The following is a 22,989-nucleotide window of genomic DNA, read 5'->3' as shown; positions in this document are numbered from 1 at the left end:
CCGCCCCGACCGGAATCCCCCGTCCGGCCGGGGCTTTCTCCTGCCCGCGGCAGGGGTCTTCCGGTACGCGGGCTCGAGGTCCGCTCCGTACGCGTGCGAGCCGCCGCTGCCGGGTACTCGGTGCCCTCCACCTCAGGAGCACGCCCGAGAGGAGCCGAACGTGAGCAGCGAAGCGGGCAGCAGGATCGTGATCACGGGCGCCACCGGCAACGTGGGTACCAGCGTGGTGCGTCTCCTGTCCGAGGATCCGCGGGTCGGGTCGGTACGCGGCCTGGCGCGGCGGCTGCCCGAGTGGTCGCCGCCGAAGACCGACTGGGCGGCGGTGGACGTGGCGTCCGAACAGGCCGACCTCGTCAAGGAGTTCCTCGGGGCCGACGCGGTGATCCATCTGGCCTGGGCCTTCCAGCCGACGCACGATCCGGCGATCACCTGGCGCACCAACGTGCTGGGCAGCATCCAGGTGTTCGACGCGGTCGCCGCCGCGGGCGTGCCGACGCTCGTCCACGCCTCCTCGGTGGGCGCGTACTCACCGGGGCCCAAGGATCGGGCGGTGGACGAGTCCTGGCCGACGCACGGCTGGCCGGACGCCGCGTACTGCCGGGAGAAGGCCTATCTGGAACGCACCCTCGACATCTTCGAACGCGACCATCCCGGCGTCCGCGTGGTGCGGATGCGGCCGGCGTTCCTGTTCAAGCGGGAGTCGGCGAGCGAGCAGCGGCGGATCTTCGGCGGCAGGTTCCTGCCGGGACCGCTGGCGCGTCCCGAGCTGCTGCCGTTCCTGCCGGACGTCCCGGGACTGCGGGTGCAGGCGCTGCACACCGACGACGCGGCCAGGGCGTACCGGCTCGCGGTGGACTCGGACGTGCGGGGCGCCTTCAACCTCGCGGCCGATCCGCCGGTCGACGCCGAACTGCTGGGCGAGCTGCTCGGCAGCCGACCGGTCCGGCTGCCGAGGACCGCGGCCCGCTCGGCGATCGCCGCCGCGTGGGGGTTGCACCTGCTGCCGGCCTCACCGCACCTCTTCGACGCCGTGCTGCGGCTGCCGCTGATGGACTGCACGCGCGCGCACACCGAACTGGGCTGGAGCCCGACGCGCACGGCGACCGAGGTGATCACCGAGTTCCTTCAGGGCCTCCAGCAGGGAGCGGGGGCGGAGACGGAGCCGCTGCGCGCGCGGAAGGTGGGCTGAGTCCCCGAAGGCCGGCCGGTCAGTCGGGGGACTCGTCCGGCCCCGGGTGCTCGGGGTGGACCGTGGCCGACCGGGGGGCACCCTGCCGGCCCGAGCCCGCCTCGTCCACGTCCGGGACGTCGGCGGGGGCCTCGTCCCGTTCGACGCCCTGTGCACCCTCGGTGTCCTCGGCCTCCTCGGCCGGGGACACCTCCCAAGGATCTTCTTCGTCCGGGACCGCCTGCTGGTCGGGCAGGTCACGCGGTACGGGCTCGGGACTGCGGCCCGGCTCCTCATGACGGTGGTCGGTCACGACGTACTCCCTTCGTGGCGTCCGAGGCATGCGAGTACCTCCGGCTACGGTCGCGAAACCGCACGTCGTGGACGTCGCCCGCTCAGCGCGGCGCCCGCTCCTCCAGGACCGCGCGCCAGGCCGGCGGCGGCCCCTGCGGTACGGGGTCCGGGCGGCGGCCGCCGCGAGCGAAGAAGTCGGCCAGCGGCAGGATCGCCGCACCGACGGTCACCGCGTCGGGGCCGAGCCGTCCCAGCTCAATGGTGACCTTCTCGGCCGGATGCCGCAGGGCGTACGCCGCCGCGTGCCGCCGTACGGCGGGCAGGAACCCGGCGCCCAGCTGCAGGCCCGCCCAGCCGCCGATGAGGATCCGCTCCGGCTGGAAGAGGTTGATCAGGTCGGACAGGCCCGCGCCCAGGTACTCGGCGGTCTCCTCCAGCACGGCCAGCGCCGCCGGGTCCGCCGCACCGCCCCCGGTCGGGTAGGCGGCGGCCAGCATCGCGGTGAGCGCGGTCTCCTCGTCGGTGCCCCCGGGCGGTCGCCCGCCCTCCTCGCGCCAGCGCTCCAGCAGCGACTCGGCGCCCGCGTAGGCCTCCAGGCAGCCGAGCGCACCGCACCGGCAGCGGCGTCCCCGGACGCGTACCGTCAGATGGCCCCACTCGACGGCCCGCCCGTGGTCCACCTCGGGGGTGACCAGGCAGGCGCCCACGCCGGAGCCGAACAGGACGACGACCGCGCTGCGGGCGCCGCGCCCGCCGCCGAACCACATCTCGGCCTGGCCGAGCGTCTTGGCGCCGTTGTCGATGAAGTACGCGGCGGTCTCGGGGAGTCGGGAGGTGGAGCGCAGCAGCGCCTCCAGCGGGACCGCGTCCCAGCCGATCGTCTGGCCGTGCACCACGGCGCCCCGGTCCGGGGTGCGTTCGACGATGCCGGGGACACCGATCCCGACGCCGAGGAGCTGCTCGGGAGCCACGTCCGCGGCGGCCAGCACTTCCGCGACGCCGTCGCGGATGTGGCCGACGATCACCTCGACGTCGTACCGCTGGTGCTCCAGGGGCCGTTCCGTGCGGGCGAGTTCGGTGAGGGTGAGGTCGAACAACTCGATGCGCACCCGCGTCTCGCCGACGTCGACGCCGATCATGTGGCCGCTGCCGGGCGCCACCCGCAGCAGCGTGCGCGGCCGGCCGCCGTCGGAGTCGACGCTGCCGGCCTCCTCCACCAGCTGGTCGGCGACCAGGTCGGCGACGACGTTGCTGACGGAGCCCGAGCTCAGTCCGGTCGCCGGGCCCAGCTCGAAGCGGCTGAGCGGGCCGTCGAAGTAGAGTCGTTGCAGCACGGCCGTCCGGTTGGCCCGCCTGAGGTCACGCACCGTGCGCCCGTTCCGCCCCGCCATGTGGCTCCTTCCGAACCCTGCCCCACCCGGCCGCACCGGCCCGGGCCACCGAGTGGATATTACTCCAACCCTTAATTCAGGGTCTGAGCTAAGCGGGGCGACACTCGGCGACCGCTACGGCGGGCTTCACGTCGACACCTGGGCGCGCTTCCGGTACAGGGTACGGAATGCCTGGCACCCGGAGCCGCCCCTACACCGTCGCCGTCGGCGCTTTCCCCACCTCGCTCCGCCTGTGGGGAAATTCGGTGGCTCCATCACCTGTCGACTTCCTACTGTAGGCAAAAACCTATGAACCCTAGGTTTGGGCGGGCGCACCGACGACCGCCGCGCCCGGCAACGCCCCAGGAGGCTCCCCATGCAGCCGCTCACCGAGCGGGAGATCCGCGACTCCTTCGTCAACTGCTCGAAGGGAGAGGCCAAACGCCTGGCCGTGCCGCGTGATCTCGCCGACCTGCCCTGGGACGACCTGGACTTCCTGGGCTGGCGGGATCCCGGGGCGCCCGACCGCAGTTGTCTCGTGGCCGAGCGGGAGGGGCGGCTCACCGGGGTCACCCTGCGCTTCCCTCCGCCGCGGCGCGGCTATCTGCACCGGAGTCTGTGCTCCCTCTGCCTGACCGCGCACCCCAGGGGCGGCGTCTCCCTGATGACCGCGCGCAAGGCGGGAGCGGCGGGCCGCGAGGGCAACTCCGTCGGCGTGTACATGTGCACCGACCTCGCCTGCTCCCTCTACGTCCGCGGGAAGAAGATCTCCGAATCGGGCGCGCGCTTCGAGGAGAGCCTCACTCTGGAGGAACAGATCGCCCGGACGACGGGCAATCTGTACGCCTTCCTCGACAAGCTGTCCGCCTGAGGCCTCCCGGCCGACCGGCCCGAGCACGGGCGCGGACCGGGGTGTTCAGCCACGGCCGGACGACACCGGCTGGTACTGCACTGCACTGGCCGATACCGGCGATACGTTCGATGCCCCAGGTGACGGGGAACAGGCCAAGGGATGCGAGTCGAACGAAACTGGTCGGCGTACCGTGCGCGCCTGACGAAGTGGGTACGTGACCCCGTGGTCGTCCAGACGCTGCGCTCGACGTTCGCGGCCACCATCGCGTACGTCATCGCCCTGCGCCTGAGTCCCGAGGCCGCCCCGCTGACAGCGCCGCTGACCGCGTTGCTGGTCGTCCAGGTGACCCTGTACGCCACCCTCACCAACGGCGTCCGCCGCGTGAACTCCGTGGTGGCGGGCGTGCTCGTCGCCATCGCGTTCAGTCTGCTGGTGGGCCTGACCTGGTGGAGCCTCGCCCTGGTGATCCTGGCCGCGCTGGCCGTCGGGCACCTGGTCCGGGTCGACGAGTACGTACCCGAGGTGGCGATCAGCGCGATGCTGGTGCTCGGCGTCACCAGCGTCGGGGACACCGCCTGGGCGCGGATCGTCGAGACGCTGATCGGCGCGGTCGTCGGCCTCTCCTGCAACCTGCTGCTGGCGCCGCCTGTGTGGGTGGGCGAGGCGGGCGAGTCCATCGAAGGGCTGGCCCGTCGGATGCGGCAGTTGATGCTGCGGGTCGGCGAGGAGGCCGGAGGCCGCACGCCCGTCGAGTACGCGGCCGAGCGCCTGCACGAGGCGCGCCGGCTCGACCACGACATCGTGCGGGTGGACGCCGCGCTGCGCCAGGCCGAGGACAGCCTGCGGTTGAATCCGCGGGTACGGGAGGGGCTGCTGAACCGGGTGGTCCTGCGCACGGGCCTGGACACCCTGGAGATCTGCACGGTGGTGCTGCGGGTCCTGGCGCGCACGCTCACGGACCTGGCGAAGGCGCGCGATCCCGAGCCCCTGTTCGAGGACGAGACCGGCTCCGTCGTGGAGCAGTTGCTGTCCGAGATCGGCGACGCCGTGGTGAGCTTCGCGGTGCTGGTCACCACCAGCGTCAGCGCGAGCGCCGAGTCGGCGGAGGACCGGCTCGCCGCGGAGCTGCACGCGGCCGCGGCCACCCGCGACAAGCTGGCCCAGCTGCTGCTGGGGGAGGTCAGGCGGGACGCGCGCGAGTGGCAGCTGTACGGCGCCGTGCTCACCGAGGTCAACCGCATCCTCGACGAACTGGACACCGAGCACCGCTCGCGCCGGCTGCTGGAGGAACTCGACCGCCACACCCGTGAGCAGCGCGAGCGCATGCCGCGGCTGACCCGGGTGCGCGAGCGGCTGGGCGTTCAGGAGCAGCTGTGGCGGAACCGCACCGGGGCCGGCAGGCGTTCTCGGTGAGAGAGCGCCGGGGCGAAGCCGGCGCCGGTCGCGAGGGGGCGTGCGGATGAGCAACACCGCGGTATGGATCGACGGAAACACCCTGCGGCTGCCGGGCGGTGTGGCGGTGCGCTTCATCCGCACGCTGCGGCTGCCGGAGACGGGCACCCACCCCCTGCCGCCCGGCCTCGGCGAGTTCCCCGTCCGGCGGGTCGCCGACTACGCGGACACGGTGCCCGAGCAGTGGCGGGCGCGCGGTGGCGTGATGCTGCCGGTGTATCTGCGCGAGGCGATGTGGCTCAGCTTCGCGGGTACGGCCGAGCCGGCGGCCCTCCAGGTCGGTGCGGGCAAGGTGTGCGCGGTCTCGGGCCGGCCGTGGAGCGACCGGCTCGCCCGGGACCCGCAGAACTACGTCGTGCTGCCGCGTCAGCCGTGGCTGGACGGCATCAACTCCGGCAAGGGCACCGTGCGCCAGTTCGTGGCGGTGCCGCTGGGCCTCGGCGCGACCGTGGAGGGGCAGGTCACGGGCGAGGAGGTCTGGGGCGGCGTGCAGCTGCAGTCGTTCCCGCTGAACGACGCGGCGCTGGCCGCCTGGCGCGAGGAGCAGCGGAGCAGGGCGCTGCGGCCCCCGGCGATGCCCCCAGTCCCCGGCGGCCTCGACTTCGGGGCCCCGCCCGCGCCGATGGCGACTCCGGGGGCGGCCCGCCCCGGAGGTCCGCCCCGGGCCGCCGCCGCGATGGGACTCGGCGTCGGTGGCTCGATGCGCCAGGAGGTCTACCGGGACGACCGGCCGCTCACGGACTGGGCCCAGGGGCCGGCCGGGCGGGTCTTCGTCCACCTGGTGACGCCGCCGGAGTGGCGCCGGATCACCGGCGAGGCTCCCCCGCCGTCGCCCGTGGACCGGGCGGCGTACACGCGCGCGGGTCTGCCCTGGTTCGACTACTACGACCAGGACGCTCAGGATCTCGCCGCCCCGGACACGCTGTCGGCCGTCAAGCCCGTCGGTGACTGGCTCGGTGACGACCACGAGCCCTGGCAGGAGCCCACGCCGCCGCAGGTGAAGCCCCTCGCGCCGGGCTGGCCGGTCACGGACGGCGACTGGTAGCCCGCGGCTGCCGCGCGTCCGGTGGTCCGCGGCCGCTGCCGTGCGTCCGGCAACGTCTGTTGCCGCGTTGCACAGGACGGGTGATCCGCGCCAAGGTGGCTGTCACGTCCGGGACCGTCGACGGGTCCCGGGGCGGGCGACGAGCTGAGGTGCGGAGATGAGCAGGGGTGCGCGGGCCGGCGGCGGCTGGAGCAGGCGGCGCTTCGTCGGCGCCGTCACGGGGACGGCGCTGTCGGCGTCGGCCGCCTGCGGTACCCGGCCGGCCGCCAAGGCCCCCGAGGCGTCGGCCGATCCCGGCGCACCGACTCCCGCGGGCGAGCCGTCCGGTCCCCGCCCGCTCTACCTCGGCACCTACACCTCCGTCGAGGGGGGCGGTACCGGCATCGCCCTGGCGACCTACGATCCGGCGACGGGCCGTGTGACCGGGGCCGGCACTCTCACCGGCGTGGCCGACCCGTCGTATCTGGCGGTGCACCCCGACGGCCGCACGTTGTACGCCGTGAGCGAGCGCGAGGACGGCGCCGTGACCGCCGTGCGGCTGGCCGACCGCAAGATCCTCGGCAGCCGGGGCACGGGAGGCGCGGCCCCCTGCCATCTGTCCGTGCACCCGAGCGGTCGCTGGCTGCTCAGCGCCAACTACACCTCCGGCAGCGTCGCCGTGCACCCGATCGGCGCGTCGGGCGCGCTCGGCGAGCGCACCGACCTGGTCGCGCACTTCACCCCGGCGCCGGGACCCGGGCAGGAGGGCCCGCACGCCCACCAGTTCGCGGCGAGCCCGGACGGCCGCCACGTCCTCGCCGTCGACCTCGGCACGGACACCGTCTACACCTACCGCCTCGACCAGCGGAAGGGCACGCTGCGCGAGGTCGCGCGGGCGCACACCCGGCCGGGCGCGGGTCCGCGCCATCTCACCTTCCACCCCGGCGGCCGGCACGCCTATCTGGCCAACGAGGTCGACAACACCGTCGCCGTGTGCGCGTACGACCCGGCGACCGGGCGTCTGACGATCGGCGAGCCGCAGCCCACCGGGACGGGCCCGGGCACCCATTACCCGGCGCAGCTCCTGGTGACCACCGACGGCTCGTACGCGTATCTCGCCAACCGGGGCCACAACAGCCTGGCCCGCTACGCGGTGGAGGCCGACGGCGCCCGGCTGCGGCTGCTCGGCACGGTGCCCGTCGCGGGCGACTTCCCCCGGCAGATCGCCCTCTCGCCGGACGGACGGCTGCTGTTCGCGGCGAACCAGCGGTCCGGCAGCGTCAGCGTCTTCCACGTGGACGCCGAGAGCGGCGAACTGCGCCTGGCCGGCGAGCCGTTCGCCTCACCCGTCGCCGTCTGCGCGCTGCCGCTGTAGCGCGCAGGGGCAGGAGGCGGCACTCGCCTGCGCGAGCAGCACGTGCATGCGTTCGGTGAGCTGGGCGACGCCGTCGGCGGGCGTGTGGAAGGCCAGCCGTACGTCGCCGTGGGCGCGGCGCCGTTCGATACGCAGCGTCAGTCCGTGCCGGTCGACCGCGAGCGGCTGGACGCGCACCACGCCGTGCAGGCTGCCGGGTTCGACGAGCCGGGTGAGCCGCTCGACCGCGTCGGGGTGGGCCTCGGCCAGGTGGGTGAGCAGCCGTGCCTCGGCGGTGGCCAGCGGGTCGGGCGCGGCGGCGGCGAACTCGTCGAGGTCGATCACCAGCGCGCCGGACGGCCGGCGCAGCACCACCCGGGTGGCCCGGAAGGCGAGGTGGCCCTTCTCGAGGGTGAACCATCCGGCCAGCCAGAGCCGGGCCCGGATGCGGTTGCGCATCGGAACGGGTGCGACGTCGGCGAACTCCAGGACGGCGGACGGCTCGCCGCGGGGCGCGCAGATGGTGGCCGCGAGCAGGGCGCTGTCGTCCGGCACGTGCAGGAGGATCCGGCCGTCCCCCTCCACGGTGTGCGTGCCGACGAGTTCCTCGCGCACGCCCTCCGCGGTCACCGCGCACGACCACGAGGTGGCGAGCACCGATCGGGCCTGTTCCGCCGCGGCGGGCGCGGCCGTCCAGGCTTGGCTGTCACCCATCCCAGTTCCTCCTAATTAGGTAAGGCTCACCTAACCTATCGGAGATCCGGGCGCACGCCAACCAGGAGTGCCCGCGGGCTTTCCTGTGCGTCAGTGAAGGGCGGTCCAGCGCCGGGGCCGGGACACCGACTCCGGCAGCCGGGTTCCGTCCGTTCCCCGGGCCGCGTCGAGCTGAGGCTGGGTCAGGAAGAACGCACCGGTCAGATCGGCGTCCGTGAGGTCGGCGTCGCGCAGGTCCGTGCCGATCAGCTCCGCGCCGCGCAGATCCGCGCCGGTCAGGTCGGCCGCGATGAGACAGGCACCGCGCAGGTTCGCGCCGCGCAAATCGGCGCCCTTGAGCCGGGCCCCCACCAGGTCCGCACCCCGGCGGCCTTCTTCCGGCCCCGCGTGCCCGCCCGGGCCAGCTCGCCGGCCTTCAGGAGCAGGACGTCGACCTGCTGACGGTGGGCGGCGACGTCCAGTGCGGCGAGTTCCTCCGGACCGCGCCGCGCCAGCCGTTCGGTGTCCTCGAGGGAACGGCGCAGCTCGGCCTGGACGGGGCGGGCGGCGGGCAGGGCGAGGGCCTCGGTGAGGTACCGGAGCAGCTCGTGCAACTGCCGTACGACGGGGAACACGTCGAACATCCGCCGGGCGTGCTCCCGGGAGCCGGTGCGCCAGTCCTGTCCGCCGAAGGTGACCTGCGAGACCCGCTGTCCGGCGCCGAAGCAGTCGTAGACCGTGCAGCCGGTGAAGCCCTCGCGCCGCAACGCGCCGTGGATGCCGCAGCGGTGGTCGCCCCGCAGGTGGGGGCAGGGCGTGCCGGCGCCCTTGTCGAGCGCGAAGTCCGCCGAGGCGGCGAAGGGCAGGGCCACACAGCACAGGCCGAAGCAGTTGGCGCAGTCTCCGCGCAGGTCGGCGAGGCCGCCGGGATGATCGTGCATCCCCTCAGCCTAATGACCGGCCCGGCGTCACCCGCCGACCACCCTGCCGGGCGGACCGGCCGCGGCGGCCGGAGTCCATGGGGCCTCAGCGGGTGAACAGCTCGAACGCCACGGCGGGCCGGCCCCCGAACCGCTCCCCCGTGCTCCCGGCGTATCCGGTCAGGAAGTTCCGCACGTACGTCTCCGGGTCCTCGTCCGTCAACGCCTCGATGTACGCGCGGTGTTCGAGCAGCGAGCGCACCGCGCGCTCCATGCCGGGCGTGGCGTCCACGGCGTGCGTCGGGGCGCTGCAGCCGGCGACCGCGACCCAGCGGACGCCGTTCCAGGGTTTCAGGCCGCGCTCGGCCAGCTCCGGGAAAATCCACCGGTTGCCCGCGTCGCCCGCCGCGTCGAGCGTGGCCCGGCCGACGGCCACGTGGTCGGGGGTGTTCCAGGCGACGCCGCCCCAGGTGTCCCGGTGGTTGAGGGTGATCACCAGCTCGGGCCGGTGGCGGCGGATGGCCGCGGCGATGTCCCGGCGCAGGGCGGTGCCGTACTCGACGACACCGTCCCGGTGGTCGAGGAACTCCACCTCCGACACACCGACGACCGCCGCGCTCGCCCGCTGCTCGCGCTCGCGCAGCGGGCCGCACCGCACGGGGTCCAGCGTGTCGATGCCCGCCTCGCCGCGGGTGGCCAGGACGTACGCCACCTCGCGGCCGGCGTCGGTCCAGGCGGCTATCGCCGCCGAGCAGCCGTACTCGAGGTCGTCCGGGTGCGCCACGACGGCGAGGGCACGCCGCCAGTCGTCGGGCATGGGCTGGAGCTGAGGGGTCGTCGGCTCGGTCATACCCGGCAGCCTAGGGCCCCGGCAGGCAACGTTTGCCCGACGAGCCGGACGTTGCCTGCCGGGGCACCGGGGCCTGTCCGACCGTCGGCGTCAGGCCTCGTCGCGGGCCAGCGCCAGCAGCCGGTCCAGGACCCGGGGCCCGCCCGCCCGTACGCCGTCGTGTTCGAACTCGTCGGTGACCCAGGTGCGCAGGCCCCGGACGGCGCGGGCGGTCCGCAACGAGTGGGCCGTGTCCACGTACATGTCGTCGTGGTAGACCGCCGCCGCGACCGGCACCTCGTTGGCGGCGAGGCGCGCGGGGTCGTACAGGGGCCGCCAGCCGGTGTGGGCAGCGAGGAGTTCGGCGGTCTCGCGCAGCGGGCGCAGCGCCGGGTCGCAGTCGAACATCCAGGGATGGATCGTTTCTCCGGTGAACAGCACCGGTCCGTCGCCCGCGAGCGACTTGGCCGCGTCGAACTGCGGGAACTCCGCGCGGATCCGTTCGGCCGACCAGGCCGTGGGCCGGTGGTCCTGGCCGTAGCAGGCCTCGTGGACGAGCGCGTACAGCGGGTGCCCGGCGTACGACAGCAGGGCCTGCGCCTCCTCCTGGAACGCGTCGGACAGGACCGTCCCGCCCGGGGTGCGCACGAAGGCGTGCTCCAGCAGGTAGTGCAGCCGGTGGCTGCCCTCGCTGCCGCCGAGCAGGATGCCGAGGGACTGGAAGGCCTCCACGGTGAGCCGGTAGCCGTTCGGCAGGACCACGTCGTGGGTGAGCAGGTGGTCGGCGATCCGGCGGGCCCGCTCGACGTCCTGCGGGTAGCGGGCGTAATGGGCGGTGACCTTGCGCTCGATGCGCGGGTAGGCGGCGCGGTAGACGTCGTCGGCGTGCGCGTCGAGGGAGGGCAGGCCGCCGGTGATGACGGCGGTGGCGAGGCCTTCGGGGGCGGTCGACAGGTAGTGCACCGCGCAGAAGCCGCCGAAGCTCTGGCCGAGCACGGTCCAGGGCGCGCCGCCGGTGACCTCGGGCCGGATCGCCTCGCAGTCGCGGACGATCGCGTCGGCACGGAAGTGCGTGAGGTAGGCGGCCTGTTCCTCGGGGCTGCCGCGCAGCGGGAGCGTCTGGCGGTTGGCGGGGGTGGAGTGACCGGTGCCGCGCTGGTCCAGGAGGAGGACGCGGTACTCCTTCAGGGCCCGCCCGAGCCAGGCCTGCTTTCCGACGAAACGATTCGCCCCGAAGCCGGGGCCGCCCTGGAGGTAGAGCAGCCAGGGCAGGTCCTGGCCCGCCTTGTCGCTCGCGACGACCTCACGGGCGTAGAGCTCGACGGTCCCGCCCGCCGGGTGGTCGTGGTCGAGGGGCACGGTGAAGTGGCGGTCGGTGAGGACGACGCCGGGCTGGCGGTAGCTGACGCTCAACAGGGCTCCCGGGGCGGACGACGGTGCTGGCCGCGTCCCAGTTCAGCACATCGCCGGCCGCCCGCCACCGCCGGGGATCATGAACGACTGCTGAACGCCGGTTCAGTGGCTGGATCCTGTGGTGCTGAAGGACGGGTCAGTGCGCCGTCCGGGCGGCGCCGGTTCAGCGGCCGGACAGGCTGGAGCGGCGCACCACCAGCTCCGGCTGGAGCACCACCCGGCGGTGCTCGTGCCGGGGCCCGCCGTTGTCCGTCTCGGTCTCCTCCAGCAGGAGTTCGGCGGCCATCGCGCCCATCGTGACGGCCGGCTGGCGTACGGAGGTGAGCGGCACGGCGGCCGCGGCGGCGAACTCGATGTCGTCGTAACCGACGATGGCGAGGTCGTCGGGGACGCCGACACCGGCCGCGTACATGGCCTGCAGGACACCGAGCGCGAGCAGGTCGTTGGCGCAGAAGACGGCGGTCGGCCGGTCGGCGAGGCCGAGCAGCCGGGCGCCGGCGTCCCGACCGGCGGCGACGTCGAGCCGCTCGGTGGGCAGCTCACGCAGCGCGCCGGGACCGAGACCCGCCTCGGCAAGGGCGTTCAGCGCGCCCGTGCGGCGGTCGCGGACCTGATTGAGGCCGGGCGGGCCGCTGACGTACGCGATGGACCGGTGCCCGGCGTCGACCAGATGGCGTACGGCGAGGGCGCCGCCCGCCACGTCGTCGACGGAGACGGAGCACTCGGTGGCGCCCTCCGCGACCCGGTCGACGAGGACGAAGGGGATGTTGTGGCGGCGGAAGCCCTCGATGTTGCGGCCGGTCGCGTCGGCCGGGGTGAGCAGCACGCCGCGTACCCGCTGCTCGGCGAAGAGCGAGAGGTACTCGGCCTCCTCCGACGGGTCCTGGGCGCTGTTGCACACCATCACGCCCAGGCCGGCCCCGCGGGCGGCGCGCTCGGCGCCGCGCGCCACGTCGACGAAGAAGGGGTTGCCCATGTCCAGGACCAGCAGACCCATGATGCGGCTGCGGCCCGCGCGCAGCTGGCGCGCGGACTCGCTGCGGACGTAGCCGAGCCGGTCGATGGCGGACTGCACGCGCGCCCGGGTCTCGGTGGCCACCGTGTCCGGCCGGTTGATGACGTTCGAGACCGTGCCCACGGAGACGCCGGCGGCGCGGGCGACGTCCTTGATACCCACCGACTGGGCCATCAGGCAGCGACCTCCAGGAGAACAGGGGGCGACGGGAGGGGCTTCACACTACCCGCACGCCGCCCAGGGACAGCAGTGGTCATGCGGGCAGCCGGACGTCGACGACATGCAGCGCCGAGGGCGTCGTGCCCTCGGACTTCTGCTGGTACACGAAGGACAGCACGCCGTCCTGCGCGAGGCGCGTCTCGTCGATCGCGCCCTCGCCGCCCGGGCGCTGCCGGAGGCGAGGGCGGGGCCGGCGACGGCGCTCAAGCAGGGCCGACGCGTGCAGGGAACGTCTTCTCATGACGGGCGGGCTCCGGTCAGGCGAGGTGGAAGACTTCGGTGAGGGGTGTCATCGACTCGTCGGGTCGGGCGCCGTCCAGCGACTCGAAGAACGGCGCCATCTCCGCCTGCCAACGGGCGTTGACATCGGTGGCCTCCATGCCTGCCCGGGCGGCGGCGAAGTCCTCGGTCTCCAGGTAGCCGACCAGCAGGCCGTCCTCGCGCAGGAAGAGCGAGTAGTTGTGCCACCCGGTGGCCGAGAGCGCCTCGAGCATCTCGGGCCACACGGCGGCGTGCCGCTCGCGGTACTCGTCGAGACGTTCCGCCCGGACCTTCAGCAGAAAGCACACACGCTGCATCGACGCCCCCGGTGATCAGAAGTTGAACTGGTCGATGTTGTCGGCGTCGAACACGGTCGGCTTGCCGAGGCTGATGACGCCGTCCTTGCCGATCGTGTACTCGCCCATGTCACCGGCCGTGAACGTCTCGCCCTCCTTGCCGGTGATCTGGCCCGACGCGAGCGCGACGGCGGTGCGGGCGGCGAGCTCGCCGAGCTTCGCCGGGTCCCACAGCTCGAATGCCTCGACGGTGCCGTTCTTGACGTACTTGCGCATGTCGTTGGGGGTGCCGAGGCCGGTCAGCTCGACCTTGCCCTTGTACTTCGAGCCGGACAGGTACTGGGCGGCGGCCTTGATGCCCACGGTGGTCGGGGAGATGATCCCCTTCAGGTTCGGGTACTCCTGGAGCAGTCCCTGGGTCTGCTGGAAGGACGCCTGCGCGTCGTCGTTGCCGTAGGCGATCTTGACGAGCTTCATGTCCTTGTACTTGGGGTCCTTGAGCTCGTCCTTCATGAACTCGATCCAGGTGTTCTGGTTCGTCGCGGTCTGCGCGGCGGACAGGATCGCGATCTCGCCCTTGTAGCCGATCTGCTCGGCGAGCAGCTGCACCTCGGTGCGGCCGAGGTCCTCGGCGGACGCCTGCGACACGAAGGCGTTGCGGCACTCGGGCTTGGTGTCGGAGTCGTAGGTCACGACCTTGATGTCGTTGCTCATGGCCTGCTTGAGGGCCGTGCACAGGGCGCCCGGGTCCTGCGCGGACACGGCCATGGCGTCGACCTGCTGCTGGGTGAGCGTGTTGACGTAGGAGACCTGGCCGGAGGTGTCGGTCGCGCTGGACGGGCCGACCTCCTTGTAGGTGGAGCCGAGCTCCTTCAGGGCCGCCTCGCCGCCCTTGTCCGCGGTGGTGAAGTAGGGGTTGTTGACCTGCTTGGGCAGGAAGCCGACGGTGAGGCCCTTCTTCAGTTCGGCGTTCGGGTTCGCCTCGCCGGCCGCGGCGGCGGAACCGCCCTCGTCGGCGACGTCCTCCTTGGTCGTGCCGCCGCAGGCGGTGAGGGCGAGGGCGAGCGAGGTGACGGCGGCGAGGGCCACGCTGGTACGGCGGAGGAACGGCGGCTTGCGCATGACGGGTCCTTTGCGACGAGGATGAGTGGGGCGCCCCGTGAGGGGCGCGTGGGCTGTGCTTGCGGTGCGGCTCCGCCGCGTGGGCGCGACCGGCCCGGGGCGGCCCGCGGTTTCGGTACCGCCTAGCCGGCGGAGCGAGCGGCCCTCGCGAGGGAGATCTGCCGCGCGACACGCGGCCCGAGCACGGACAGGACGAGCAGCACACCGGTCACGACGATCTGCGACTGGGCGGAGACGTCCTGGAGGCTCATGACGTTCTGCAGCGCGCCCAGCAGGAACACACCCGCGATCGCGCCGCCGAGCGTGCCCTTGCCGCCGTCGAAGTCGATACCGCCGAGCAGCACGGCGGCCACCACGGACAGCTCCAGCCCCGTGGCGTTGTCGTACCGCGCACTGGCGTAGTGCAGCGCCCAGAACACGCCCGTGAGCGATGCCATCAGGCCGGTCACCGTGAAAAGGATCAGCTTCTGCCGCTTGACCCGGATCCCGGCGAACCGCGCGGCCTCCTCGCTCGCGCCGATCGCGAACAGCGACCGCCCGAACGGCGTGGCGTGCAGCGCGACCACCGCGATCGCCAGCAGCACGAGGAAGGGCAGCAGGGCGTGGGGGACGAACGTGTCGCCGATCCGGCCGGCCGCGAAGTCCAGGTACGCGGAGGGGAAGTCGGTCACCGCGTCGGAGCCGAGCACGATCTGCGCGATGCCCCGGTACGCGGCGAGGGTGCCGATGGTGACGGCGAGCGACGGCAGCCCCAGGCGGGTGACGAGCAGGCCGTTGATCAGCCCGCACACCACGCCGAGCAGCAGGCACAGCGGGATGATCGTCTCGATGGTCATGCCCTGGTTCCACAGGGCGCCCATCACCGCGCCGGACAGCCCGGCGGTGGAGGCGACGGACAGGTCGATCTCGCCGGAGACGACGAGCAGGGTCATCGGCAGCGCGATCAGCGCGATGGGCAGCGTGTTGCCGATGAGGAACGACAGGTTCAGCGCGTTGCCGAAGCCGTCGACGAAGCCGAACGACAGCAGCAGCACGACGATCAGCAGGGCGCCGACGACCGTGTCCCAGCGGACGGCGCGCGTCAAGGACTCAGGCATGGCGTGCGTTCCTCTTCTTCAGGGCGGACGCCACGCGCAGGGCGACCACACGGTCCACGGCGATGGCGAGGATGAGCAGGATGCCGTTGATCGCAAGCACCCACACCGAGCTGACGCCCAGGGCGGGCAGCACGCTGTTGATGGAGGTCAGCAGCAGCGCGCCGAGCGCGGCGCCGTAGACGCTGCCGGAGCCGCCGGTGAAGACCACGCCGCCGACGACGACGGCGCTGACGACGGTGAGTTCGTAGCCGTTGCCGGTGCCGGAGTCGACGTTGCCGAACCGGGCCAGGTACATCGCGCCGGCGAGTCCGGCGAGCGCCCCGCAGAAGGTGTACGCCGTCAGGATCCGCTTCCTGACCTGGATGCCGGCGAGCCGGGCGGCCTCGGGGTTGGAGCCGAGGGCGTACAGCTCACGGCCACTGCGGAAGTGCTTGAGGTAGTACGCCGTGGCCACCAGGACCGCGAGGGCGATCAGCGCGAGGTAGGGCACCGCAGAGATGCCGCCGGAGCCGAAGTCGACGAATCCGCCGGGCAGGTCGGCGGCGGTGATCTGGCGGGAGCCGACCCAGATGGAGTCGATGCCCCGGATGATGTACAGCGTGCCCAGGGTGACGACCAGCGCGGGCACCTGGCCGAGGCTGACCAGCAGCCCGTTGAGCAGGCCGAAGCCGACGCCCATCAGCACGGCCAGCAGCACGGCCACCACGGAGTCGCCGCCGCCCTGGAGGTAGGTGCCGGCGGCGAACGCGCTGATGCCGAGGGTGGAGCCGACGGACAGGTCGACGTTGCGGGTGATGACGACGAGGGACTGGCCGGTGGCGACCAGGACCAGGATCGTCGCGTTCAGCAGCAGGTCCTTGACGCCCTGTTCGGACAGGAACTCGCTGTTGCCGGCCCGGGTGACGGCGATCATCACCAGGAACACGACGAGGATGGCGAGTTCGCGCATCTTGAAGACCCGGTCCACCAGGCGGGTGCCGCTGGACTTGGGCACCTCGGCGACGGGGGTCGGCTGCGGGGTGGTCACCGTCATGCGGCGGCCCTCCCGGTGGCTGCGGCCATCACGGTTTCCTCGGTGGCGTCGGAGCGGGGGATCTCGGCGGTGAGCCGGCCCTCGTGCATCACCAGCACGCGGTCGGCCATGCCGAGGATCTCGGGCAGGTCGGAGGAGATCATCAGTACGGCCACGCCGTCGGCGGCGAGCTGGGACAACAGCCGGTGCACCTCCGCCTTGGTGCCGACGTCGATGCCGCGGGTCGGCTCGTCGACGATGAGCACCTTCGGCCGCGTCGCGAGCCACTTGGCGAGGACGACCTTCTGCTGGTTGCCGCCGGACAGGGTGGAGACGGCGTCGGCGATCCGGGCGTACTTGACCTGGAGTCTGACGGCCCAGTCGAGGGAGCGGCTGCGTTCGGCGCCGCGGTCCATCAGCCCGGCCCGGACGGTCGTACGCAGTCCGGTCAGGCCGATGTTGCGCTCGATGGACATGTCCATCACCAGGCCCTGGGCGCGCCGGTCCTCGGGAACCAGGGCGAGCCCGGCGGCCATGGCGGTGGAGGGGGCGCCGTTGATCAGTTTCCGCCCGTCCAGCTCGACCTCGCCGGCGTCCCACCGGTCGACGCCGAAGACGGCCCGCGCCACCTCCGTGCGCCCGGCGCCGACGAGGCCCGCGAGGCCGACGATCTCGCCGCTCCGCACCTCGAAGGAGATGTCGGTGAAGACGCCCTCGCGGGTCAGCCGGCGCACGCTCAGGGCGACCTCGCCGGGACGGACGTCCTGCTTCGGGTACAACGCGTCGAGGTCGCGGCCGACCATCCGGCGGACCAGGTCGTCCTCGGTCATGCCGTCGAGGAGTTCGGAGGCGATCCAGGCGCCGTCGCGCAGGGTCGTGACCCGGCGGCAGATCTGGAAGATCTCCTCCAGGCGGTGCGAGATGAACAGGACGGCGGCGCCCTGCTCCTGGAGCGCGCGCACGACACCGAAGAGGCGGGCCACCTCGCTGCCGGTGAGCGCGGCCGTGGGCTCGTCCATGATCAGGACCCGGGCGTCGAAGGAGAGGGCCTTGGCGATCTCGACGATCTGCTGGTCGGCGATGGACAGGCCGCGGGCCGGGCGGTCGGGGTCGAGCTCGACGCCCAGGCGCCGCATCAGCGCCAGCGTCGCGGCGTGGACCGCCTTGTGGTCGATGCGGCCGAGGGCGCGCCGGGGCTGCCGGCCCATGAAGATGTTCTCGGCGATCGACAGGTCGGGGAAGAGCGTGGGCTCCTGGTAGATCACGGCGATGCCGGCGTCACGGGCGTCGCCGGGACCGTGGAAGACGACGGGCTCACCGTCGAGCAGCACCTGGCCGGTGTCCGGCCGGTGCACTCCGGCGAGCGTCTTGATGAGGGTCGACTTGCCCGCGCCGTTCTCGCCGGCGAGAGCGTGCACCTCTCCCGGGAACAGCTCCAGGGACACGTCCCGCAGGGCGCGTACCGCGCCGAAGGACTTGGAGATGCCCTTGAGCGCCACTACCGGGGCCGGCCCCGTGTCGGACGGGTGGGTCATGAGGGGCTCCTCGACGACGCGGCAAGGGCGGTGAGGCGGCCCGCACTGCGTCGTGAAAGGTTTCAACTGGATTGCCGGGACGTTAGGCGGGTCAGCGTTGTCACGTCAATGGGTCCGCGTCGAAAAGTTATCGGTAGGGGAAGGTCACGGCGGGGTCACACAGAGCGGGCACGGCGAGAGCGCTTGACACCCCTGGCGACGACTCATAGCTTGCCGTTCTGAATCGTTTCACGCAGCAGTTGTTCACGCGGTCGTTGCCGACAGCGTTCTTCCGATCCCTGCCCGAGGAGCCCCCAGTGACCGATCCCGCCGCGGTGAAGGCCGCGCTCAAGACCCAGGCAGTAGAGACGCCGTCGTGGGCGTACGGAAACTCGGGCACCCGGTTCAAGGTCTTCGCCCAGCAGGGCGTGCCCCGCGACCCGCGCGAGAAGCTGGACGACGCGGCGAAGGTGCACGAGTTCACCGGCGCGGCCCCGACGGTCGCCCTGCACATCCCGTGGGACAAGGTCGACGACTACGCCGCGCTGGCCGAGCACGCCGAGGAGCGCGGGCTGAAGCTGGGCGCGATCAACTCCAACACCTTCCAGGACGACGACTACAAGCTCGGCAGCATCTGCCATCCGGACGCGGCGGTGCGGCGCAAGGCGGTCGACCATCTGCTGGAGTGCGTCGACATCATGGACGCGACCGGGTCGCGGGATCTGAAGCTGTGGTTCGCGGACGGGACGAACTATCCCGGGCAGGACGACGTGCGCGCGCGGCAGGACCGGCTGGCGGAGGGGCTGGCCGAGGTGTACGAGCGGCTCGGGGACGGGCAGCGGATGCTGCTGGAGTACAAGTTCTTCGAGCCGGCCTTCTACACGACGGACGTGCCGGACTGGGGGACGGCGTACGCGCACTGCCTGAAGCTCGGGCCGAAGGCGCGGGTCGTCGTCGACACGGGGCACCACGCGCCGGGGACCAACATCGAGTTCATCGTGGCCACGCTGCTGCGGGAGGGCAAGCTCGGCGGCTTCGACTTCAACTCGCGGTTCTACGCCGACGACGACCTCATGGTGGGGGCGGCGGATCCGTTCCAGCTGTTCCGGATCATGTACGAGGTGGTGCGCGGGGGCGGGTTCGGCGTGGAGTCCGACGTCGCGTTCATGCTCGACCAGTGCCACAACATCGAGGCGAAGATCCCGGCGATCATCCGGTCCGTGATGAACGTCCAGGAGGCCACGGCGAAGGCGCTGCTCGTTGATCGGGAGGCGTTGGCCGAGGCTCAGCGGAGCGGGGACGTGCTGGGGGCCAACGCCGTGCTGATGGACGCGTACAACACGGATGTGCGGCCGTTGCTGCGCGAGGTGCGGGAGGACATGGGGCTGGACCCCGAGCCCCTTGCCGCCTACGCGCGGTCGGGGTGGGCCGAGAAGATCGCCGCTGAGCGAGTCGGTGGGCAGCAGGCCGGGTGGGGCGCGTAGGCGTCTGCCGGGTTTCTGTCCTCTGCGGGGCGCGGACCCGTGTGGCTGGTCGCGCAGTTCCCGCGCCCCTGAAGAAGCACCCCTCTTTCGTCTTTTGAAAGGATCGGACATCCATGTCAGCCCATCCCGAAGCCGCCGCTCTCCTCGCTCGTTCTCATCGGCTCGGCTCCGACCCCCGTAACACCAACTACGCCGGCGGCAACGCGTCCGCGAAGGGCAGCGACGTCGATCCCGTCACCGGTGGGGACGTCGAGCTGATGTGGGTCAAGGGGTCCGGAGGGGACCTCGGGACGCTCACCGAAGCGGGACTCGCCGTGCTGCGGCTGGACCGGCTGCGGGCGCTCAAGGACGTGTACCCCGGCGTCGAACGCGAGGACGAGATGGTCGCCGCGTTCGACTACTGCCTGCACGGCAAGGGCGGGGCGGCGCCGTCCATCGACACCGCCATGCACGGGCTCGTCGACGCCGCCCACGTGGACCATCTGCACCCGGACTCGGGCATCGCCCTGGCCTGCGCGGCGGACGGGGAGAAACTGACCGCCGAGTGCTTCGGGGACAACGTCGTGTGGGTGCCGTGGCGGCGGCCCGGTTTCCAGCTCGGCCTGGACATCGCCGCCGTCAAGGCGGCCAACCCGCAGGCCGTCGGCGTGATCCTGGGCGGCCACGGCATCACCGCCTGGGGCGACACCGCCGAGGAGTGCGAGCGCAACTCGCTGCACATCATCCGCACCGCGGAGAGGTTCCTCGCCGAGCGAGGCCGGCCGGAGCCCTTCGGTGCGGTCGTCGAGGGCTACGAGGCGCTGCCCGAGGCGGAGCGGCGGGAGCGGGCGGCGGCGCTGGCGCCGTACGTCCGTGCCGTCGCCTCCCAGGACAGGCCGCAGGTGGGGCACTTCACCGACACCGACGTCGTGCTCGACTTCCTCGCCCGTGCCGAGCACCCCCGGCTCGCCGCGCTCGGCACCTCCTGCCCCGACCACTTCCTGCGCACCAAGGTCCGGCCGCTGGTCCTCGACCTGCCGCCGACGGCCCCGCCGGCCGAGGTGATCGCGAGGCTGAAGGAGCTGCACGCGGCGTACCGCGAGGAGTACGCCGCCTACTACGAGCGGCACGCCCTGCCCGACTCCCCCGCGATGCGCGGCGCCGACCCCGCCATTGTGCTGGTGCCGGGCGTGGGCATGTTCAGCTTCGGCAAGGACAAGCAGACGGCCCGCGTCGCCGGCGAGTTCTACGTCAACGCCATCAACGTGATGCGTGGCGCCGAGGCCGTGTCGACGTACGCGCCGATCGAGGAGTCGGAGAAGTTCCGCATCGAGTACTGGGCGCTGGAGGAGGCCAAGCTGCGGCGGATGCCGAAGCCCAGGGCGCTCGCCACGCGGGTGGCGCTGGTGACCGGCGCGGGCAGCGGGATCGGCAGGGCGATCGCGCAGCGGCTGGTGGCCGAGGGCGCCTGCGTCGTGGTGGCGGACCTGGACGCGGAGAACGCCGGCAAGGTCGCCGAGGAGCTGGGCGGTCCCGACAAGGCCGTCGCCGTCACGGTCGACGTCACCTCCGAGGAGCAGATCGCCGAGGCGTTCAAGGCCGCGGCGCTCGCCTTCGGCGGCGTGGACCTGGTGGTCAACAACGCCGGGATCTCCATCTCCAAGCCGCTGCTGGACACGTCCGCCCGGGACTGGGACCTCCAGCACGACATCATGGCGCGCGGGTCCTTCCTCGTGTCGCGGGAGGCGGCGCGGGTGATGATCGCCCAGGGGCTGGGCGGTGACATCGTCTACATCGCGTCCAAGAACGCCGTCTTCGCCGGGCCGAACAACGTCGCCTACTCCGCCACCAAGGCCGACCAGGCTCACCAGGTGCGGCTGCTGGCGGCCGAGCTGGGCGAGCACGGCATCCGGGTCAACGGGGTCAACCCGGACGGGGTGGTGCGCGGATCGGGGATCTTCGCGGGCGGCTGGGGCGCCCAGCGGGCGGCCGTGTACGGGGTGCCGGAGGAGAAGCTCGGGGAGTTCTACGCCCAGCGGACGATCCTCAAGCGCGAGGTGCTGCCGGAGCACGTGGCCAATGCCGTGTTCGCGCTGACCGGCGGGGAACTGACGCACACCACCGGCCTGCACGTCCCGGTCGACGCCGGCGTGGCCGCCGCGTTCCTGCGATGAGCGGCGCCGTGACGTCGTACGCCGCGGTCGACCTCGGCGCGTCCAGCGGGCGGGTCATGGTCGGCCGCGTCGGGCGGCACGAGCTGGAGCTGACCGAGGCGCACCGCTTCCCCAACCGGCCGGTGCGGGTGCCGGAGGGCCTGCGCTGGGACGTGCTCGGGCTGTACGCCGGAGTCCTCGACGGGCTGCGGGCGGCGGGCCGGGTCGACTCCGTCGGCATCGACAGCTGGGCCGTGGACTACGGGCTGCTGGACGCCGACGGGGCGCTGCTCGCCAACCCGGTGCACTACCGGGACGGCCGCACCGAGGGCGTCGCCGAGGCGGTGTGGGCGAGCGTGCCCGCCGCCGAGCTGTACGCGGCGACCGGATTGCAGTACGCCCCCTTCAACACGCTGTACCAGCTGGTCGCCGCCCGTTCCGCCGGTCAGCTCGCGCACGCCGAGCGTCTGCTGCTGATCCCCGACCTGCTGTCGTACTGGCTCACCGGGGAGCAGGGCACCGAGCTCACCAACGCCTCGACGACCCAGCTGGTCGATCCCCGGACGCGGGACTGGTCCCACGACGTGGCGGCGCGGCTCGGCGTGGACCTGAGCCTGTTCGCGCCGCTGCGCCGGCCGGGCGACCCGGCGGGCACGCTGTGCCCCGAGGTGCTGCGGGAGACGGGGCTGGACGGTCCCGTTCCGGTCACGGCCGTCGCCTCGCACGACACGGCGTCCGCGGTGGCGGCCGTGCCGGCGTCCGGGGAGCGCTTCGCGTACATCTGCACCGGCACCTGGTCGCTGGCCGGGCTGGAACTGGACGCGCCGGTGCTGACGGAGGAGAGCCGGGCCGCCAACTTCACCAACGAGCTGGGGCTGGACGGCACGGTCCGCTACTTGCGCAACATCATGGGGCTGTGGCTGCTCCAGGAGTGCGTACGGGCCTGGCGGGAGCCGGACCTCGGGGAGCTGCTGCGGGCGGCGGCCGAGGTTCCGGCGCTGCGGTCGGTGGTGGACGCGGGCGACCCGTTGTTCCTGGCGCCGGGCCGGATGCCGGAGCGGATCGCCGAGGCGTGCCGTGCCTCGGGGCAGCCGGTGCCCCAGTCGCCGGCCGAGGTCACCCGCTGCATCCTCGACTCCCTCGCCCTCGCCCACCGGCGGGCCGTCGAGGACGCCCAGCGGCTGGCCGGGCACGCCGTGGACGTCGTCCACGTCGTGGGCGGCGGGGTCCGCAACGCGCTGCTGTGCCAGCTGACCGCCGACGCCTGCGGGCTGCCGGTGGTCGCCGGCCCGGCGGAGGCCGCGGCCTTCGGGAACGTGCTGGTGCAGGCCAGGGCCCACGGACTCGTCGGCGACCGGGCGGACATGCGACGGCTGCTCGCCGGCACCCAGCCCCTCACCCGCTACGCACCGCGCGGTGACACGGGCCCCTGGCGGGCGGCCCAGGCCCGCCTCGCCTGAGCGTGAG

Annotated in this window: 20 protein-coding genes and 1 pseudogene; 8 read left to right on the top strand and 13 right to left on the bottom strand. The window is 72.8% G+C overall.

The genetic code is table 11. From position 1 onward, the window contains the following. The first annotated feature begins 160 nt into the window (after nucleotides 1–160). Nucleotides 161–1,189 carry an SDR family oxidoreductase gene (locus tag IPT68_RS32995; RefSeq protein ID WP_189700057.1) on the top strand — a complete coding sequence of 343 codons (1,029 nt, stop codon included), beginning with the start codon at nucleotides 161–163 and terminating at the stop codon, nucleotides 1,187–1,189. Between the two features lie 19 nt (nucleotides 1,190–1,208). Here IPT68_RS32995 and IPT68_RS32990 read toward each other — a convergent pair whose 3' ends face one another. Together IPT68_RS32990 and IPT68_RS32985 are read right to left on the bottom strand one after the other, a co-directional pair. Continuing rightward, nucleotides 1,209–1,481 carry a hypothetical protein gene (locus IPT68_RS32990; protein ID WP_189700058.1) on the bottom strand — a complete coding sequence of 91 codons (273 nt, stop codon included), beginning with the start codon at nucleotides 1,479–1,481 and terminating at the stop codon, nucleotides 1,209–1,211. An 82-nt stretch (nucleotides 1,482–1,563) separates the two neighbouring features. Then, on the bottom strand, nucleotides 1,564–2,853 hold the full coding sequence (locus IPT68_RS32985; RefSeq protein ID WP_189700059.1) for an ROK family protein: 1,290 nt from the start codon (nucleotides 2,851–2,853) through the stop codon (nucleotides 1,564–1,566). Between the two features lie 355 nt (nucleotides 2,854–3,208). Between IPT68_RS32985 and IPT68_RS32980 the strand changes: the two genes are divergently transcribed. The 4 genes from IPT68_RS32980 (at nucleotide 3,209) to IPT68_RS32965 (ending at nucleotide 7,536) form a co-directional block, all read left to right on the top strand. Beyond that, nucleotides 3,209–3,703, top strand: coding sequence for an FBP domain-containing protein (locus IPT68_RS32980; RefSeq protein ID WP_189700060.1), 495 nt, complete (start codon nucleotides 3,209–3,211; stop codon nucleotides 3,701–3,703). Nucleotides 3,704–3,844: 141 nt separating this feature from the next. Beyond that, nucleotides 3,845–5,098, top strand: coding sequence for an FUSC family protein (locus tag IPT68_RS32975; RefSeq protein WP_189700061.1), 1,254 nt, complete (start codon nucleotides 3,845–3,847; stop codon nucleotides 5,096–5,098). 46 nt (nucleotides 5,099–5,144) lie between these two features. Next, nucleotides 5,145–6,182 carry a hypothetical protein gene (locus IPT68_RS32970; protein ID WP_189700062.1) on the top strand — a complete coding sequence of 346 codons (1,038 nt, stop codon included), beginning with the start codon at nucleotides 5,145–5,147 and terminating at the stop codon, nucleotides 6,180–6,182. A gap of 157 nt (nucleotides 6,183–6,339) precedes the next feature. Continuing rightward, nucleotides 6,340–7,536 (top strand): lactonase family protein, encoded by a 1,197-nt coding sequence (locus tag IPT68_RS32965; protein ID WP_189700063.1) that lies wholly within the window; start codon nucleotides 6,340–6,342, stop codon nucleotides 7,534–7,536. Here the strand turns inward: IPT68_RS32965 and IPT68_RS32960 are convergent. The 11 genes and pseudogenes from IPT68_RS32960 to IPT68_RS32910 form a co-directional block, all read right to left on the bottom strand. Next, nucleotides 7,504–8,229, bottom strand: coding sequence for a DUF2470 domain-containing protein (locus tag IPT68_RS32960; RefSeq protein ID WP_189700064.1), 726 nt, complete (start codon nucleotides 8,227–8,229; stop codon nucleotides 7,504–7,506). The genes IPT68_RS32965 and IPT68_RS32960 overlap by 33 nt on opposite strands. A gap of 90 nt (nucleotides 8,230–8,319) precedes the next feature. Continuing rightward, nucleotides 8,320–9,149: pseudogene (locus IPT68_RS32955) on the bottom strand (pentapeptide repeat-containing protein). Nucleotides 9,150–9,234: 85 nt separating this feature from the next. Next, nucleotides 9,235–9,978 carry a PIG-L deacetylase family protein gene (locus IPT68_RS32950; RefSeq protein WP_189700065.1) on the bottom strand — a complete coding sequence of 248 codons (744 nt, stop codon included), beginning with the start codon at nucleotides 9,976–9,978 and terminating at the stop codon, nucleotides 9,235–9,237. A gap of 90 nt (nucleotides 9,979–10,068) precedes the next feature. Further along, nucleotides 10,069–11,370 carry an alpha/beta fold hydrolase gene (locus tag IPT68_RS32945; protein ID WP_194074036.1) on the bottom strand — a complete coding sequence of 434 codons (1,302 nt, stop codon included), beginning with the start codon at nucleotides 11,368–11,370 and terminating at the stop codon, nucleotides 10,069–10,071. 163 nt (nucleotides 11,371–11,533) lie between these two features. Beyond that, complete coding sequence (locus tag IPT68_RS32940; RefSeq protein ID WP_189700067.1) at nucleotides 11,534–12,559, bottom strand: LacI family DNA-binding transcriptional regulator; 1,026 nt, start codon at nucleotides 12,557–12,559, stop codon at nucleotides 11,534–11,536. A 79-nt stretch (nucleotides 12,560–12,638) separates the two neighbouring features. Beyond that, complete coding sequence (locus IPT68_RS32935) at nucleotides 12,639–12,845, bottom strand: hypothetical protein (RefSeq protein WP_189700185.1); 207 nt, start codon at nucleotides 12,843–12,845, stop codon at nucleotides 12,639–12,641. Between the two features lie 16 nt (nucleotides 12,846–12,861). Further along, complete coding sequence (locus IPT68_RS32930) at nucleotides 12,862–13,182, bottom strand: L-rhamnose mutarotase (protein ID WP_189700068.1); 321 nt, start codon at nucleotides 13,180–13,182, stop codon at nucleotides 12,862–12,864. Between the two features lie 15 nt (nucleotides 13,183–13,197). Then, nucleotides 13,198–14,283: a rhamnose ABC transporter substrate-binding protein gene (rhaS, locus tag IPT68_RS32925; protein ID WP_189700069.1), complete on the bottom strand. Its 1,086-nt coding sequence runs from the start codon at nucleotides 14,281–14,283 to the stop codon at nucleotides 13,198–13,200. A 122-nt stretch (nucleotides 14,284–14,405) separates the two neighbouring features. Beyond that, nucleotides 14,406–15,380, bottom strand: coding sequence for an ABC transporter permease (locus tag IPT68_RS32920; RefSeq protein ID WP_189700070.1), 975 nt, complete (start codon nucleotides 15,378–15,380; stop codon nucleotides 14,406–14,408). After that, entirely contained in the window at nucleotides 15,373–16,413 is a 1,041-nt protein-coding gene (locus IPT68_RS32915; protein WP_189700071.1) for an ABC transporter permease, read from the bottom strand. The genes IPT68_RS32920 and IPT68_RS32915 overlap by 8 nt, the downstream gene beginning before the upstream one ends. Then, nucleotides 16,410–17,927 carry a sugar ABC transporter ATP-binding protein gene (locus IPT68_RS32910; protein WP_189700072.1) on the bottom strand — a complete coding sequence of 506 codons (1,518 nt, stop codon included), beginning with the start codon at nucleotides 17,925–17,927 and terminating at the stop codon, nucleotides 16,410–16,412. The genes IPT68_RS32915 and IPT68_RS32910 overlap by 4 nt, the downstream gene beginning before the upstream one ends. A gap of 296 nt (nucleotides 17,928–18,223) precedes the next feature. Between IPT68_RS32910 and rhaI the strand changes: the two genes are divergently transcribed. From rhaI to IPT68_RS32895, 3 genes are all read left to right on the top strand, one after another. After that, nucleotides 18,224–19,390 (top strand): L-rhamnose isomerase, encoded by a 1,167-nt coding sequence (rhaI, locus tag IPT68_RS32905; RefSeq protein ID WP_189700073.1) that lies wholly within the window; start codon nucleotides 18,224–18,226, stop codon nucleotides 19,388–19,390. Between the two features lie 113 nt (nucleotides 19,391–19,503). Next, nucleotides 19,504–21,543 carry a bifunctional aldolase/short-chain dehydrogenase gene (locus IPT68_RS32900; protein WP_189700074.1) on the top strand — a complete coding sequence of 680 codons (2,040 nt, stop codon included), beginning with the start codon at nucleotides 19,504–19,506 and terminating at the stop codon, nucleotides 21,541–21,543. Further along, a complete protein-coding gene (locus IPT68_RS32895) occupies nucleotides 21,540–22,982 on the top strand; it encodes a rhamnulokinase (RefSeq protein WP_189700075.1) in 1,443 nt (480 codons plus the stop codon). Before IPT68_RS32900 ends, IPT68_RS32895 begins: the two co-directional genes overlap by 4 nt. The last annotated feature ends 7 nt before the right edge of the window (nucleotides 22,983–22,989 follow it).

This window comes from Streptomyces chromofuscus, from assembly GCF_015160875.1.
GTDB lineage: Bacteria > Actinomycetota > Actinomycetes > Streptomycetales > Streptomycetaceae > Streptomyces > Streptomyces chromofuscus.
This window is presented reverse-complemented; position numbering and strand designations above follow the sequence as displayed.